Origin of the sequence: Nostoc cycadae WK-1, assembly GCF_002897135.1 — a bacterium.
In the GTDB taxonomy this organism is placed as follows: Bacteria; Cyanobacteriota; Cyanobacteriia; order Cyanobacteriales; family Nostocaceae; genus Nostoc_B.
Genome location: NZ_DF978449.1, coordinates 13350 through 29998, shown reverse-complemented (window position 1 = coordinate 29998; position 16649 = coordinate 13350). Strand labels below are relative to the sequence as shown.

General features: G+C 43.1%; 11 protein-coding genes. 4 read left to right on the top strand and 7 right to left on the bottom strand.

From position 1 onward, the window contains the following. The coding region (locus NCWK1_RS27425) for a hypothetical protein (protein WP_103126868.1) at positions 1–1181 on the bottom strand (1181 nt) is incomplete at its 3' end. Positions 1182–1696: 515 nt separating this feature from the next. On the opposite strand from NCWK1_RS27425, the gene psaA reads away from it, so the two are divergent. Together psaA and psaB are read left to right on the top strand one after the other, a co-directional pair. After that, positions 1697–3955 (top strand): photosystem I core protein PsaA, encoded by a 2259-nt coding sequence (gene psaA / locus NCWK1_RS27420; protein ID WP_096583566.1) that lies wholly within the window; start codon positions 1697–1699, stop codon positions 3953–3955. A 115-nt stretch (positions 3956–4070) separates the two neighbouring features. Continuing rightward, complete coding sequence (psaB, locus tag NCWK1_RS27415; RefSeq protein WP_096583568.1) at positions 4071–6296, top strand: photosystem I core protein PsaB; 2226 nt, start codon at positions 4071–4073, stop codon at positions 6294–6296. 212 nt (positions 6297–6508) lie between these two features. Here psaB and NCWK1_RS27410 read toward each other — a convergent pair whose 3' ends face one another. The 6 genes from NCWK1_RS27410 to purE form a co-directional block, all read right to left on the bottom strand. Continuing rightward, complete coding sequence (locus NCWK1_RS27410) at positions 6509–7702, bottom strand: 4-hydroxy-3-methylbut-2-enyl diphosphate reductase (RefSeq protein WP_103126867.1); 1194 nt, start codon at positions 7700–7702, stop codon at positions 6509–6511. Between the two features lie 86 nt (positions 7703–7788). Then, entirely contained in the window at positions 7789–8601 is an 813-nt protein-coding gene (locus tag NCWK1_RS27405) for an SGNH/GDSL hydrolase family protein (RefSeq protein WP_096583572.1), read from the bottom strand. 101 nt (positions 8602–8702) lie between these two features. Continuing rightward, entirely contained in the window at positions 8703–10058 is a 1356-nt protein-coding gene (locus NCWK1_RS27400; protein ID WP_103126866.1) for an ammonium transporter, read from the bottom strand. Between the two features lie 351 nt (positions 10059–10409). After that, a complete protein-coding gene (locus tag NCWK1_RS27395; protein ID WP_096583577.1) occupies positions 10410–10733 on the bottom strand; it encodes a YnfA family protein in 324 nt (107 codons plus the stop codon). A 172-nt stretch (positions 10734–10905) separates the two neighbouring features. Beyond that, entirely contained in the window at positions 10906–12507 is a 1602-nt protein-coding gene (locus NCWK1_RS27390; protein ID WP_103126882.1) for an ammonium transporter, read from the bottom strand. Positions 12508–13405: 898 nt separating this feature from the next. Beyond that, positions 13406–13924 carry a 5-(carboxyamino)imidazole ribonucleotide mutase gene (gene purE / locus NCWK1_RS27385; RefSeq protein ID WP_096583579.1) on the bottom strand — a complete coding sequence of 173 codons (519 nt, stop codon included), beginning with the start codon at positions 13922–13924 and terminating at the stop codon, positions 13406–13408. 256 nt (positions 13925–14180) lie between these two features. Here purE and nagA point away from each other — a divergent pair, with 256 nt between their 5' ends. Together nagA and NCWK1_RS27375 are read left to right on the top strand one after the other, a co-directional pair. Next, positions 14181–15362, top strand: a complete 1182-nt coding sequence (gene nagA, locus NCWK1_RS27380) for an N-acetylglucosamine-6-phosphate deacetylase (RefSeq protein ID WP_103126865.1) — start codon at positions 14181–14183, stop codon at positions 15360–15362. Between the two features lie 574 nt (positions 15363–15936). Next, a protein-coding gene (locus NCWK1_RS27375; protein WP_103126466.1) for an IS1 family transposase occupies positions 15937–16622 on the top strand; the annotation gives its coding sequence in 2 pieces (ribosomal slippage) (positions 15937–16276 and positions 16276–16622; 687 coding nt in all). Positions 16623–16649 lie beyond the last annotated feature (27 nt).

Below are 16649 nucleotides of genomic sequence, written 5' to 3'. Positions count from 1 at the left end.
GACTCAGTAACTTGAGGTGTAGGTATTACTTCTGGTGCTGGTGCTGGCGACTCAGTAGCTTGAGTTGTGGGTATTACCTCCGGTGCTGGCGACTCAGTCACTTGCGGTGTAGGTGTTACTTCTGGCTGTGGTAACTCAGTTGGTTGAGGTTGAACTACCTCTGGAATTTCACGTTGTGGAATTGTTTGTGGTTCTGGTGTCGGTGTGGGAACTAATGGCTGAGGAATGTAACTTTGATCTACAATGCTGCGTACTTCATCAGCTTTAAGTTCATCTCTAATAATTCGAGAAAGTGTATCTTTACCCTTTGGTTGGTAGTTAACCAATCTCACAGTAGTGTTAAAGGCATTTTTGACAGTGTTACCTTGGTTATCTAAAAATTCCAGCTTCACCCAATTATTTCCAGGTTGGAAGCCTTTGAGGTAAACTGCTTGCCAGCGATCGAAAACAAAGCTTTCACCATTAATTGTGCAACGGATGCGCCAATCACTGAACAGGTCATTCGGATTATCTGTAGATCCTAAACGCAGTGGGGCGTTAGTTAAATAAAAGTCCAGCAAAATTGGTTCAGCGCCATAACTACCTTGCGGAGTGCTGTAAGTTAGCAAGGGCAAGCTAGAATCAGGACTGTTATCATCCGTTTTAGTAAAAATGTGAAATGTAGTCTGAGCATAAGCACCTTCATTTTTAAAGCTTTCACCCCAAGGACGAGTAGCAAACACACGTACAGTATGTGTACCTGGAGATAAATCCGACAAAACCAAGGGCTGGCTTAAATCGTACACAGGGATGTAAGGCTGATTATCCAAAATTACGTGGAGATGAGGGCCTAATTGCAACTTTGGGTCTTTAAATACAGGTAAATCTTTTACCTGAAACTGAACTTTAACTTTCGTATCTGGGATGATTTCCTCAAGTTGAGGTGTGACTATAGTCACCTGAGGGCGATACACCTCTAAGGTTGAACGCAGTTCTTGAATCACCTCTGGTGGTGCAACTTCAGTAAATTGCTGCGAAGTCGGTTGAGATTTTTCTGTAGGGCTAATAGATACGTCTTGACTAACCGCTTTCTCTGCACAACTGTTTAAATTCAAGACAAATACTAGTATGATTAGCCACTTAATAATAGTCAGACTCCTGGGGAGGATCTGTTTTAAAGTCTTCACACACCACAAATTCATGCCTTAAACCCAGTTATAGTCTGCAAAACTGCAAAATCATTTTGTCCTAACCTGCCCATCGGACACCATAGCCTAAAAGGTAAAGTTTTGCTCAGGTACTATGTATTTTTTTAAATGCTAGGACAGCAGTAATCTTTTTGACAATTTCCGCTTACAGAGGTCTTACTCTCGTACCAAAAATGTATATGGCTGGAGTCTAGAATACTGAGTTGGTACATATTATATCCATGAATCATAAATTTAACGAATTGTTATTCTTTGTAAATTAAATGAAGAAAGTATTGACTTTTTGCTCAGGAGTTTAAAGATAAAAGCTAGATCAGACAATTAATTTGGCGATTTTGAATTATTGTTAAAATCTCTCCAACAATGTACAAGTAAAGACTTTATAATTCAACAGAAACAAACTTCCACATAGCGTCTTCATCGCTCCTCCAGCCACTATCTGGAGAAGGCGACTAAAGATCACATTGTGGTTTCATGATTCCTCATTCCTTATCACCAGAGGAGGTCGAATGACGATTAGTCCTCCGGAGCGAGAGGAAAAGAAAGCCAGAGTGATAGTTGATAATGACCCGGTACCAACCTCATTTGAAAAATGGGCATTGCCAGGACACTTCGACAGAACTCTAGCTAGAGGCCCAAAAACCACCACCTGGATTTGGAACCTCCACGCTCTCGCCCACGATTTTGATACTCATACAAGCGATTTAGAAGACATTTCCCGCAAGATATTTGCGGCTCACTTCGGACACCTGGCCGTTGTGACCATCTGGTTAAGCGGGATGATATTCCACGGCGCGAAGTTTTCTAACTACGAAGCCTGGTTAAGTGATCCGTTGAACGTGAGACCCAGTGCTCAAGTCGTTTGGCCCATTGTTGGACAAGACATTTTAAATGGTGATGTCGGTGGAGGATTCCACGGTATTCAGATCACCTCTGGCTTGTTCCAAGTATGGCGTGGCTGGGGTATCACTAACTCCTTCCAGCTTTACTGCACAGCGATTGGCGGCTTGGTATTAGCAGGCTTGTTCTTATTTGCTGGCTGGTTCCACTACCACAAACGCGCTCCCAAACTGGAATGGTTCCAGAATGTGGAGTCGATGTTGAACCACCACCTGCAAGTTCTACTAGGCTGCGGTTCCTTGGGATGGGCTGGACACTTAATTCACGTCTCCGCACCAATCAACAAGCTTTTGGATGCAGGGGTAGCTGTTAAAGATATCCCCTTACCTCATGAGTTCATTCTCAACAAGAGTTTGTTGATCGACCTATTCCCCGGCTTTGCGGCTGGTTTAACACCTTTCTTCACCTTGAACTGGGGTCAGTATGCTGACTTCTTGACCTTCAAGGGCGGTTTAAACCCTGTAACCGGTGGTCTGTGGCTGACTGATATTTCTCATCACCACTTAGCGATCGCTGTACTCTTCATCATTGCTGGTCATCAATACCGCACAAACTGGGGCATTGGTCACAGCATCAAAGAGATCCTCGAAAACCACAAAGGCCCCTTCACCGGGGAAGGTCACAAGGGTCTTTATGAGAACATGACCACCTCTTGGCACGCTCAATTAGCAACTAACCTTGCCTTCTTGGGTTCGCTGACAATCATCATCGCGCATCACATGTACGCGATGCCTCCCTATCCATATTTGGCGACTGACTACGCAACTCAGTTGTGTATCTTCACTCACCATATTTGGATCGGTGGATTCTTGATTGTAGGTGGTGCGGCTCACGCAGCCATCTTCATGGTGCGGGATTACGATCCAGTTGTGAACCAAAATAACGTTCTGGATCGGGTGATTCGTCACCGGGATGCAATTATTTCCCACCTGAACTGGGTTTGTATTTTCCTCGGCTTCCACAGCTTTGGTCTGTACATCCACAACGACACAATGCGTGCCTTGGGCCGTCCCCAAGACATGTTCTCTGACAGCGCAATTCAGTTGCAGCCAGTGTTTGCTCAATGGGTGCAAAACTTGCACACCTTGGCTCCTGGTGGCACAGCTCCCAATGCCTTAGAGCCTGTGAGTTATGCCTTTGGCGGCGGTATCTTGGCTGTAGGTGGTAAAGTCGCTATGATGCCCATCGCTTTGGGTACAGCTGACTTCTTGATTCACCACATCCATGCTTTTACCATCCACGTAACTGTTCTGATTCTGCTGAAAGGCGTACTGTTCGCTCGCAGCTCTCGCTTGATCCCCGATAAAGCCAACTTAGGTTTCCGCTTCCCCTGCGACGGCCCAGGCCGTGGTGGTACTTGCCAAGTTTCCGGCTGGGATCATGTGTTCCTCGGATTGTTCTGGATGTATAACTCCCTATCTATTGTGATTTTCCACTTCAGTTGGAAAATGCAATCTGATGTTTGGGGAACTGTAGACGCAGCTGGTAATGTGTCTCATATTACTGGTGGTAACTTTGCCCAAAGTGCCATCACTATCAACGGCTGGTTGCGAGACTTCTTGTGGGCGCAAGCTTCACAAGTAATCAACTCCTACGGTAGTGCTTTGTCTGCTTACGGATTAATGTTCCTAGGCGCTCACTTTGTTTGGGCATTCAGCTTAATGTTCCTGTTCAGTGGTCGTGGCTACTGGCAAGAACTAATTGAGTCCATTGTTTGGGCTCATAATAAACTGAAGGTAGCACCTGCAATCCAACCCCGCGCTCTGAGCATCACTCAAGGCCGTGCTGTTGGTGTAGCTCACTACCTCTTAGGAGGAATCGCTACCACCTGGGCATTCTTCCACGCACACATTCTTTCAGTAGGATAGCAATCAGTTATACGGAGTACTGAGTAGTGAGTGATGGGTAATTGCTCAAAGCTCAAAACTCAGAACTCCAAAAGCTGATGCCTGATGGCTAAGGGTCAGAGGAAATATCAAAGCTATGGCAACAAAATTTCCAAAATTTAGCCAGGATCTCGCACAGGACCCAACTACGCGTCGCATTTGGTATGCGATCGCGATGGGCAATGATTTTGAAAGCCATGATGGCATGACCGAGGAAAATCTTTACCAAAAGATTTTCGCTACCCACTTCGGACATCTGGCAATCATCTTCCTCTGGGCTTCTAGCCTCCTGTTCCATGTAGCCTGGCAAGGTAACTTTGAACAGTGGATTAAAGATCCTCTACACGTCCGCCCAATTGCCCATGCGATTTGGGATCCCCACTTCGGTAAACCCGCAATTGAAGCTTTTACCCAAGCTGGTGCTAGTAATCCTGTAAACATTGCTTACTCTGGTGTCTACCACTGGTGGTACACCATCGGTATGCGGACAAACCAAGAACTGTATGTTGGTTCACTTGGTCTGTTACTATTCGCTGCCCTGTTCTTATTTGCTGGTTGGTTGCACTTGCAACCCAAGTTCCGCCCCAGCCTCGCTTGGTTCAAGAGTGCTGAATCTCGCCTAAACCACCACCTTGCTGGTTTGTTCGGCGTTAGCTCTCTAGCTTGGGCTGGTCACTTGATTCACGTTGCTATCCCCGAATCTCGCGGACAGCACGTAGGTTGGGACAACTTCTTAAGCACTGCCCCCCACCCAGCAGGTTTGCAGCCATTCTTTACAGGTAACTGGAGCGTTTACGCTCAAAACCCAGATACAGCTGGTCATGTATTTAGTACATCCACTGGTGCTGGTACAGCGATTCTGACCTTCTTAGGTGGTTTCCATCCTCAGACAGAATCTCTGTGGTTGACCGACATGGCTCACCACCATTTGGCGATCGCCGTATTGTTCATCGTTGCTGGTCACATGTACCGTACCAACTTTGGTATTGGTCACAGTATCAAAGAAATGATGAATGCCAAAACTTTCTTTGGCAAAAAAGTTGAAGGGCCATTCAACATGCCTCACCAAGGCATTTATGACACCTACAACAACTCCCTGCACTTCCAATTAGGTTGGCACCTAGCTTGTTTAGGTGTTGTTACCTCCTTGGTAGCGCAACACATGTACTCCTTGCCTGCTTACGCGTTCATCGCTAAGGACTACACCACCCAAGCAGCGCTTTACACCCACCACCAGTACATTGCAATTTTCCTGATGGTTGGTGCGTTTGCCCACGGTGCAATTTTCTGGGTACGTGACTACGACCCCGAACAAAACAAAGGCAACGTGCTGGAGCGCGTATTACAGCACAAAGAAGCGATTATCTCTCACCTCAGCTGGGTATCGCTGTTCTTGGGCTTCCATACCCTCGGTTTGTACGTTCATAACGACGTAGTAGTTGCTTTCGGTACTCCTGAAAAGCAAATCCTGATCGAGCCAGTATTTGCTCAATTCATTCAAGCTGCTCACGGTAAAGTGCTTTACGGCTTAGACACCTTGTTGTCTAACCCCGACAGTGTTGCTTACACAGCTTATCCCAACTATGCAAACGTTTGGTTGCCCGGTTGGTTAGACGCCATTAACTCTGGCACCAATTCCTTGTTCTTAACAATTGGCCCTGGCGATTTCTTGGTACACCATGCGATCGCACTAGGTCTGCACACAACCACCCTCATCCTAGTCAAAGGTGCTTTGGATGCTCGTGGTTCTAAATTAATGCCAGACAAAAAAGACTTCGGCTACGCATTCCCTTGCGATGGCCCTGGTCGTGGCGGTACTTGCGACATCTCCGCTTGGGACTCCTTCTACTTAGCTCTGTTCTGGGCATTAAACACAGTAGGTTGGTTAACCTTCTACTGGCACTGGAAACACCTGGGTATTTGGCAAGGTAACGTTGCTCAGTTCAACGAAAACTCTACCTACCTGATGGGCTGGTTCCGTGATTACCTGTGGGCTAACTCTGCACAGTTGATCAACGGTTACAACCCCTACGGTATGAACAACCTGTCTGTTTGGGCTTGGATGTTCCTCTTCGGACACCTAGTTTGGGCAACTGGCTTCATGTTCCTCATCTCTTGGAGAGGATACTGGCAAGAGTTGATCGAAACCTTGGTTTGGGCGCACGAGCGTACTCCTCTAGCTAACCTAGTTCGCTGGAAAGACAAGCCCGTTGCACTCTCCATTGTTCAAGCTCGTTTGGTTGGTCTAGCTCACTTCACCGTTGGCTACGTCCTCACCTACGCCGCCTTCCTCATCGCCTCCACTGCTGGTAAGTTCGGTTGATCTGGCTACTAGTTTTGTTAGGTAACTGAAAAAATCCCCCACCTTACGGCGGGGGATTTTTTTTGCTCAACTTTTCAGAACTTTTCCAATTGGTATAGCGGTAGCCAAGTTGGTTAGGACATCGACAAATAATAAAACTTAGACACCACAAAGCTTTTAACCCTGTCACCTGTCACCTATTACCTGTCCCCTGCTATATAAATCTTAAAGTTCTAAGCTTTGAGGGTAAAGATCTGTTCGATGATGTCTTCAACAACTTTATCGGGTGTAGATGCACCAGAGGTTACACCAACAACGATTTTACCTGCTGGTAGCCAATTTTCGGCGATCGCTAATTCTCCATTTAGCTGGCGATGTTCGATAGCTTTAGCTGATTTAATCCGTTCTACAGCATCAATATGATAAGAAGGAATACCCTTTTCAAAAGCAATTTGTTGTAATTGGGTAGTATTCGATGAGTTAAATCCACCAATCACCACCATTAAATCTAAATCATGCTGTACTAATTCCAACATGGCATCTTGCCGTTCTTGGGTAGCATCACAGATAGTATTAAAGCTTTGAAAATGCTGATTCAACTCAGATGGGCCATACTTCTGCATCATCGTCCGTTCAAACAGCTTACCAATCTGCTCAGTTTCACCTTTTAGCATAGTGGTTTGGTTAGCAATACCCACCCGTTCTAAATCTCGGTCTGGGTCAAACCCGGCGGAACAAGCTTTAGCAAATTTTTGTAAAAATTCTTCTCGATTTCCACCGTTCAGAATGTAGTCAGCAACGTATTGTGCTTCTTTTAAATTCAAGACAATTAAATATTTGCCTGCAAAGGAACTAGTAGCAACGGTTTCTTCATGTTTATATTTACCGTGAATAATGGAGGTATAATCGATTTTTTTGTGCTTTTCAACGGTATTCCAAACTTTAGAAACCCAAGGACAAGTGGTATCGACGATTTTGCAGCCTTTATCGTGTAATATCTGCATTTCTTGAACACTCGCTCCAAATGCAGGTAAGATAACCACATCATTGGTTTCCACAACAGAAAAGTCTTTTTTACCTGTTTCTACAGGAATGAATTTGACTTCCATTTCCTGCATTCGCTGATTTACCGAAGGATTGTGGATAATTTCGTTAGTAATCCAAATCTGTTCTGTGGAGAAATGCTGACGAGTTTCATAAGCCATCGCGACAGCACGTTCTACACCCCAGCAAAACCCAAAAGCTTGAGTTAGGCGGATGGTAACATCACCACGTTGCAGAGTGTAATTGCGATCGCGGATTTCTTGAATCAAACTGCTTTGATACTCAGATTGCAACTGGGTTGTGACTTCTGCTTGATGACCAAACCCTTTGCGATTGTAATTTTCTGAATGTTGGAGTGTACGTTTAAAAGCTTTTGTATCCATGTTTAATTCTATAATGTCTCCTCTTTCTGATTTTCGCTTGTGGAGACACAATTTAAGTAAAAAGTGAAAAGTAAAAAGGCAAAAAATTAAGTTCCTGATTGAGTATAAATCTGCAATGCTGTACGCCAAACCAGATAACCTGCGGGACTCAGGTGTAAACCATCAGTCGAAAGTTCAGGACGAAGATTGCCTTGTTGATTAGTAAATAAAGAATATAAATCTAGATATTTTGCGCCGCGTCTAGCAGCTATGCGTTGTAATTGCTGATTTAATTGGCGAATTCGGCTGTTGGGAAGCAACAGCAATTTATCTCGTCCTTCCCAGGTCGCTTCTTCTGCACCATGTGGCAAAATCGATTGGACAACGATTTGTGCTGTAGGATGAGCTTTGCGGAGGTATTTTATAATTTGTCGCTGATTTTCTAAAATCACCTCATCGCTGTCTCCACGGATGAGGTCATTAATACCAATCATCACAAAAATGATCTCTGGTTTAGTGCTATCAAATATCTCTAATCTTTTTAAGAGTCCAGTGCTATTTTCGCCAGAAATTGCTTGATTGAGCCAATATCTATTTTCTGGCAATAATTCTGTCGGAAACCACAGACTAATAGAATCTCCAGCCAGGATACTTAAATGCTCAGGATTTTTCTCGGTAGCGGCTTTAGCTTCTTGTTTGAGAACATCTAACCACTGTTCGTAATTGAGTTGATAATGGCGGCCTAAATCGGGTGTAACAGTTTGGGATGCGTTAACTGTCTGTTGTGGAGGCAAACTACCAAAAACAGCGGTCAATTTCTGCCGTTGCAAAATTAGCAGAATGACCGCCAACATAAGTATGCCGTTGGTTGCCAACGATAACAATGCCCAAATGGGGAAGGTTTTTGCAGAAGTGGTCACGACTAGCGAAATTTGCTGATAATTTGACTCAAATTTTATCCGCTAGTTCGCAAAAGTCACTAAAAAAGTTTTGAGTGGCTGATTTGTGAGTACTCGGCACTTTAATTAACAGGTCGATCGCCACCAAATTCGGAGTTGTAACCTTCTTCGCCGTGTTCGTTGATATCCAAACCTTGAATTTCGGCTTCTTCTTTGACCCGTAGACCAACGGTAGCATCGATAACTTTGAGAATAATAAAAGTACCACCTGCGGCGATCGCATACGCAACCAAAATTGCTACTAGTTCTACTCCGAGTTCGCCAAAGTTACCACGCACTACCCCATCTTTACCACCGCCGTTAACCTGGGTAGTAGCAAATACAGCAGTTAAGATTGCCCCAACTGTACCACCCACACCATGCACAGGATAGGTATCTAAGGCATCGTCGATTTGGAGTTTGTGTTTGAAACTGACTGCATAGAAGCAGACAAAGGAGGTAATAAAACCAATTAAAATTGCGGCTATTGGAGTCACAAAACCTGCGGCTGGGGTAATTCCTACTAGACCAGCAACCGCCCCTGTAGCCGCGCCTACAGCAGTGGGTTTACCTCGTAGTGTTGCTTCTAAAATCAGCCACATTAAAGCCGCCGCCGCCGCCGCAGTATTGGTAGCCACAAAGGCGGTAGTCGCTATGTTAGTGGTTACATCACCAGAAGTTCCACTACTAACAGATAAAGCACTACCAGCGTTAAAGCCAAACCAACCAAACCACAATAAGCCAGCACCTAACAAAATAAAAGGCACGTTGTGTGGTGGGCTGAGGCGGTCGGGGTGAGTTTTGCGAGGGCCGAGGACTATGGCTGCGACTAACGCCGAAACCCCAGAACTAATATGTACGACTGTCCCACCAGCAAAGTCGAGAGCGCCTAAACCCCCGTACAAGCCGAGAAATCCACCTTTTGCCCAGACCATGTGAGCTAAAGGGCTATAAATAAAGGTTGACCATAGTAAAACAAATAAACTATAGGCGCGGAAACTCATCCGTTCGGCGATCGCACCGGAAATCAATGCTGGGGTGATAATAGCAAACATGGCTTGATAAATCATGTATGCCTGATGGGGAATTGTCGCAGCATAAGAAACTACCTCGTTCGGCTCAGAACCTTGGAGATAATTAGTCGTTTCTAGCCCGACACCATTTAAACCCAGCCATTGTAAACCCCCGATAATGGGGTTTCCTGGTGCAAAAGCCAGACTATAGCCCCACAACACCCAGGTAACGCCAACAATCGCCATCAACACAAAGCTCATCATCAAAGTGTTGAGGATATTGCGCGATCGCACAAATCCACCGTAAAAGAACGCTAATCCTGGTGTCATCAACAAAACTAGTGCTGATGATATCAGCATAAATGCTGTATCTCCTGTATCAGCTGCGGGTGGTGCTGCTGATGTTTGGGCAAAAGCATTGCCCATAAACGGCCATCCTAAAAGAAATAGGGTAATAGCCGCGATCGTGAAAACTTTCTTCAACACTTGTTTTTGTCCCCTTCTCTCAGAAGTCCAGATTTTTTGTATACTAAAATACATTGCATTCTTTTTTGCAACTCATTTTTGTCTCGAAAGATACTCAACCAGATTGATTTTCAAAAGATTAACAAAAATATAATCCTTGTGATAGTTGCTAAGACATTAATTAATGTGTATTAGTATAATTTTTACATTTTTGTTCAAGTCACATAATTCTGTTTGGTCATAAAAAACTTTTGTATTTGAGTTAGCACTTTTAAAACCGCATCAACAGACAAATTACAAGTGAAATTGCACTTAATTTCGCGGTGTAAACATGATGATTAGGACACTAAGCAATGCTAAGAAAGTACCAATCAAATCATAATTATCAGGTTTGACTTTATCTACTTGCCAACCCCAAAGCATTGCCATTGCGATAAAAACGCCACCATAAGCAGCGTACACTCTACCAAAATTCGCAGGTTGAAAAGTAGAAATTACACCATAAAGAGCTAAAGTAATTCCACCCAAAATCCCTAACCAAAATGACTGGCCTTGCCTTATCCACAACCAAATGAGATAACAGCCACCCAGTTCAAATAAACCAGTCCACACAAAATAAATTAGGGACTTGATCATATATAAATTTAAAGTTTTTCTTTGCAAATAAAAGTCATTAAATGTCGAAATCTCTCGAAAATCACTTTAAACTTTAATTGATTGAATATTTAATAAAAAAATGCCCTCTACATCCAAGAAAAAAGTTGTAAGGGCAGATGCTGATCAAAAATAAAACTAGAGATTTACCAGCTTATAGAGTACTTGGGATATCACCACCTGATGACATACCTCCAGAACTTGACCCTTCAGAAAATCCACCAGGACTAGCTTCTTTGAGGAATCCACTGTAAGCTTCCATACCGTGTTCGCCAATATCTAAGCCTTCTAATTCTTCTTCTCTGGTGACTCGAATTCCCAAAGTTGCTTTTAGTGCTAACCAAATGATGGTGCTGAGAAGAACTGTCATTCCTCCAACTGCCAGAATCCCAACAATTTGGGGAATTAATGTACCAAAACCACCACCGAAGAATAAACCATGTGGGCCGACTGGTTTACCTGCTAAGTCAACCAGCCAAGGATAGCCACCAGGGCCAACAGAAAATAGACCAACTGCTAAAGTACCCCAAATACCACAAACTAAGTGAACCGAGGTAGCACCTACTGGGTCATCAATGCCAAGTTTGTCAAAAAATGGCACAGAGAAAACAACTAAAATGCCCGCAATCAAGCCAATAACTATGGAACTAGGAATGTTGACGTAAGCACAAGATGCTGTAATGCCCACCAAGCCAGCCAAAATACCGTTAATAATCATGGATAAGTCTGGCTTACCCAAGTAAAACCAAGCTGTAGCTGTAGCCGCAATTCCACCAACAGCACCTGCCATATTGGTAGTTAAAGCAATATGAGTAATCGCATTTGGGTCAGCAGCCATTACGGAACCGGGGTTGAAACCAAACCACCCCAACCACAAAATTAAGCAACCCAACGTGGCAATACTCATGTTGTGACCAGGGAGAGCCACCGCTTGTTTATCTTGATATTTGCCAATGCGTGGCCCAAGAAATGCGGCTCCCATCAACGCAGCCCAACCGCCAACGGAGTGAACTACTGTAGAACCAGCAAAATCCCAAAAACCCATATCTGCCAGCCAACCAGCACCCCAAATCCAGTGTCCCGTGATGGGGTAGGCAATACCTACAAGTAATAGGCTGAAAATTAAGAAGTCAACAAACTTAATCCGTTCGGCTACTGCACCGGACACAATTGTGGCTGCGGTTCCGGCAAACACTAGCTGGAACAAGAATTTGGCTGCTAAAGGAACACCTGTCCAACTGAGGGCGCTAAACACTCCTTGATAAGCGTCGCCAGTGGCAGGGCTGTTATCTGCTCCCGATAGAAATAAGCCACTGAGTCCGATGAAGTCATTGCCATCACCGAACATTAAACCAAAACCGATCGCCCAAAATGCTACGGTCGATAGGGCAAATACAATCAAGTTTTTGGCAAGAACGTTAACGGCGTTCTTTTGACGGCAAAACCCGGTTTCTAACATACAAAAACCGGCGTTCATGAAAAACACTAAAAAGGCAGCGATCGCTACCCATAATGTATCAATAGCAACTTTCAATTCTGCTGTTGTCGGGCCTGCGGGTGCGGGAGTTTGAGCAACGGCTACATAACCCCAACCCAACACAATTAGACAAGCCAACGGTAAGCAAGCTTGCCAACTGGGAGAAAGCCGCTTAATTGCTAAGGTGAATCGCTTAAATCTTGAGTTAAGTTGTGTGCTTTTTGTGTAATTTCTGGCAGATGATCGCCTAATTTTTGTTTTTGACTTCTGTCTCTGCATGAGTTTGAACATCATTCTCCAAATTATCCTCAAAGGAAAAACATCTAGAGCAAAAAAACTAAGGTTGTAAGTTAAATCCAGTGGCTTTTAATATTGATCTTTAAAACCACTTATTTCCACGCCAGAAAACCAAATAGCCCAAGTAGGAGTTTAGACAATTGACTAAACTCTTGTAAATATTTTTTGCTGTTATCCTTAAGAAATTATTATGTATTACCCGAAACAGTCAAGTCTCCTTCACTTAATCTTTAATCTTGGAATTATTTGACTTGGTGTGCTTAACTGCTGGCAATTGTCAATACAATGCGGGTAAAAAATTAAGCAGACAGCGGCACATCATTTGCACAATTCATTCAGACTACTGCAAGTTTGCTACTGTGAACTTACAAAAAATTACCTGACAGGAATTATTCAAATACTTCCTGTTGTAAACATTGGTGAATTCACAAATAAATTTGACTGATTCTCTATTTATCAAAAAGGTAATTCTGTATCTTTAGATACTGTTTTTTGATAACTGTTTTTTTACTACTCTGAAATTAATGAGAGCAAAAAACTAAATCCATTACAGAGAATGGATTTATACTCATTGGTAAATAAAATGCAAAAATAATATTAAATTTTTATAAAAAAAATTAATCAACTGTTACTTAATTTTTTTTGTCACAATCATTACTTAAATACAAGGGTGGTAAAAGTCTATCCAACTCTTACAAGCAAAAACACGTCTAAATTACAGAATCACGCGTAAAGGTTGTCCTTGGTCATTTGTATTGACAAGAAGGGACAAATACTTCGGCTTCGCTCAGGACAAGTGACTAATGACAGTCTCAACCAGAGAATTTGCAACTTGAACGCACACCAGCTTACTCCACCCTCCCACACCCTTTATCTGTGGTTAAAGTTCCTCTTTTAAATATTGTTCATAACCTAGCTGCTCTAACTTTGCTTGCTTTGTCATCACCAATTCCGATAGAGATTGGCGGTATTTCTGCACTTTTGCGAGTAAATCTGGTTGATGAGTAGCGAGAATTTGCACCGCTAACAAACCAGCATTCTTCGCATTACCAATGGCTACTGTTGCAACTGGGATACCTGCTGGCATTTGGACAATAGAATATAAAGAATCAACACCTTGTAAATTCCGGGTGGCAACAGGTACACCAATTACAGGTAAAGGTGTCAGGGAGGCTACCATACCTGGGAGATGAGCCGCACCACCAGCACCAGCAATAATTACTTTAATGCCACGTTGATGTGCTGTTTGAGCATATTGCACCATCCGTTCTGGGGTACGATGGGCAGAAACGATCGCTACTTCTGTTTCTACACCAAACTCTGCACAAACGGCGATCGCATCTTTCATAGTGGGCAAATCAGAATCGCTGCCCATGATAATACCGACAAGGGGAGACATAGAATTTTGGATTTTAGATTTTAGATTTTGGATTAAAGGCTGATTGCGAGATTTACAATCGTGTCAGACTTAGATAAGACTTACGCAAGAAAACGAAAAATTCAAGTTTGAGAGAAGGGTGTAAGAGTATGAGGGTGTAAGAGTGTAGGTGTTCAAAACCCTTACACCCCTAAACCCAGACCCCCCCAAACCCGTTCTCCAACAACATTCTTTGGGCGTAAGTTCCGTTAGACTTAGCTACTTTCAGTCCAAGGTGATGACCCAAGCAACACACAAACCCATCGCTTCAAATGTAGATATTATCAATGCGCGTGTACCTGGTTATCAAGATTTACAAATGCTCTTAGTTAACCACGAAGGTGTGATTGAGCAAATCTTGCCAATGAATACGGTATGCAAACGAGTTCCTCACCCCGATGTACAAATATGGGATGTAGCTGGTGACTGGATTTCGTTAGGTGGTGTTGATTTACAGATTAACGGGGCTTTAGGTTTGGCATTTCCCGAATTAACAGCCGAAAATGCCTATATGCTGCCAAAAATTTCCCAATATTTGTGGGATGTTGGGGTTGATGCTTATGTCCCGACATTAGTAACAACTTCGGTAGAAAATTTTCAGCGATCGCTTGCTATCATTGCTGATTTTGCTTCTAGTTCAACAGTTGGCGCAGAAATTCTGGGTGTACATCTAGAAGGGCCATTTTTGAATTATGGGAAACGTGGCGCACATCCAGCAGAATATCTCTTACCTTTGACAATTGAGGAAGTTAAAAGAGTGTTGGGCAATTATGCCTCGACTGTCAAAATTATTACCCTAGCGCCAGAGTTAGACCCTAGCGGCGAGGTCATAGCATATTTGCATTCTTTAGGCATCACCGTCAGCTTAGGACATTCTCAGGCAACCGCTGACCAATCCCAAGAAGCCTTTGATTTGGGCGCAACAATGGTGACTCATGCTTTCAATGCTATGCCACCGTTACACCACCGCGAACCGGGATTATTAGGAGCAGCAATTACCAATCCCGATGTGATGTGTGGCTTTATTGCCGACGGACAACATGTTGCGCCAACAATGCTCAAAATTCTCTTGCGGGCAACTCAAGAACTATTCTTAGTCAGCGATGCCTTAGCACCCTTGGGTTTACCCGATGGCGTATATCCTTGGGACAGCCGACATATCGAGGTTAAACGTGGTACAGCCCGGCTACTAGATGGCACATTAACAGGGACAACTTTGCCATTATTTGTGGGAGTGCAGAATTTGGTGAAGTGGGGAATTTGTGATGTCGAAAGAGCGATCGCTTTAGCTACGGATGCACCCAGAAAAGCTATCAATTTACCTGTAATTTCTCCCGGTCAACAAGCTAGTTTACTACGTTGGCATTGGCATGAGACAACCCAAGAACTAACTTGGCAGCGATTACATAACAGAGGATAGGAGACTGACTCCTGATTTCTGTTGGTATAAAAAAAGAGTGGGAGTAGGCATATCAAGCGCCTAATTCTCCCACTCAACATTTGCTACTGTAGAGTCCAGGAATATGTACAAACATTGCCCTTTTATTTAGGGGGCTAAGTTGTACGAAAATAGCAATATTTATACATATTGAATCCCGGTTGTAGCAAATGTAAAGCCTAATTAATTAATGAATTTCTCTCCAATTAATTATCTCTAATTTGATATTAAATCTCTATGATAATAAACAATTAATTTGGTACTTGATTTGCTCGGTAGCCCCTGATAACAAAACCCTTGAAGTCGTTTATCTTTGATAAATTTAACTCAGTTAATTTGCCTTGTGTTGCCATTTTGGCAGGTTTTTAATCAACAGCAGGGAAAAGACTTAAAAACCTATCATGGTTATCGTTAATAAATTAAATCGGCTCAAGATGATAGGGGGACAGCAATGCTGTCCCCCTATCATCAAATGTTTTATTTCAAAAGTTTTTGTATTATGGCAACATTAATACTTGGCGTTGCATAATAGAGGGATGAATTGAGGTTATGTACTGTGCAATGTCCATACTGCGGATCTCAGAAAATTCGTAAAAACGGAAAGCGAAGAGGTAAACAAAATCACATTTGCACTAACTGCGAGCGCCAATTTATTGACGTGTACGAGCCACCAAAAGGATACTCAGAGGAGCTAAAACAAGAATGTCTAAAAATGTACCTTAATGGTATGGGTTTCCGCGGTATTGAGCGGGTTAAAGGTGTTCATCATACTACTATCATTTATTGGGTCAAACAACTAGGAGAAAAGCTACCAGACGTACCAAAAGACGATGCTGTCCCAGAAGTTGGAGAACTAGATGAATTAGAGACATTTATAGGTTCAAAAAAAACAAAATCTGGTTATGGACAGCAGTAAATCACTTTACTCAAGGCATTTTAGCCTGGGTTTTAGGAGACCATAGTGCTGAAATCTTTGAGCCATTATGGGAAATTGTTGAACAGTGGAAAAGCTATTTTTATGTGACGGATGGCTGGAAAGTTTACCCAAGTTTTATACCCGATGGAGACCAAATTGTGAGTAAAACATATATGACGCGCGTGGAAAATGAAAATACTCGGTTACGTCATTATCTCGCACGTCTTCATCGAAAAACTTTATGCTATTCTAAGTCAGAACAAATGCTGAGGTACTCAATTAAATTATTACTTCATTACTTAAAGTATCAAATTGTACCTACATGAATCTATTCATCCCTTCATTCAGCAACG

What these genes read in the sequence shown, in the direction of transcription:
- psaA (WP_096583566.1), top strand. Translation starts at nt 1,697, where the DNA reads ATGACGATTAGTCCTCCGGAGCGAGAGGAAAAGAAAGCCAGAGTGATA.
- psaB (WP_096583568.1), top strand. Translation starts at nt 4,071, where the DNA reads ATGGCAACAAAATTTCCAAAATTTAGCCAGGATCTCGCACAGGACCCA.
- NCWK1_RS27410 (WP_103126867.1), bottom strand. Translation starts at nt 7,702, where the DNA reads ATGGATACAAAAGCTTTTAAACGTACACTCCAACATTCAGAAAATTAC.
- NCWK1_RS27400 (WP_103126866.1), bottom strand. Translation starts at nt 10,058, where the DNA reads ATGGGCAATGCTTTTGCCCAAACATCAGCAGCACCACCCGCAGCTGAT.
- NCWK1_RS27395 (WP_096583577.1), bottom strand. Translation starts at nt 10,733, where the DNA reads ATGATCAAGTCCCTAATTTATTTTGTGTGGACTGGTTTATTTGAACTG.
- NCWK1_RS27390 (WP_103126882.1), bottom strand. Translation starts at nt 12,507, where the DNA reads ATGCAGAGACAGAAGTCAAAAACAAAAATTAGGCGATCATCTGCCAGA.
- purE (WP_096583579.1), bottom strand. Translation starts at nt 13,924, where the DNA reads ATGTCTCCCCTTGTCGGTATTATCATGGGCAGCGATTCTGATTTGCCC.
- nagA (WP_103126865.1), top strand. Translation starts at nt 14,181, where the DNA reads ATGACCCAAGCAACACACAAACCCATCGCTTCAAATGTAGATATTATC.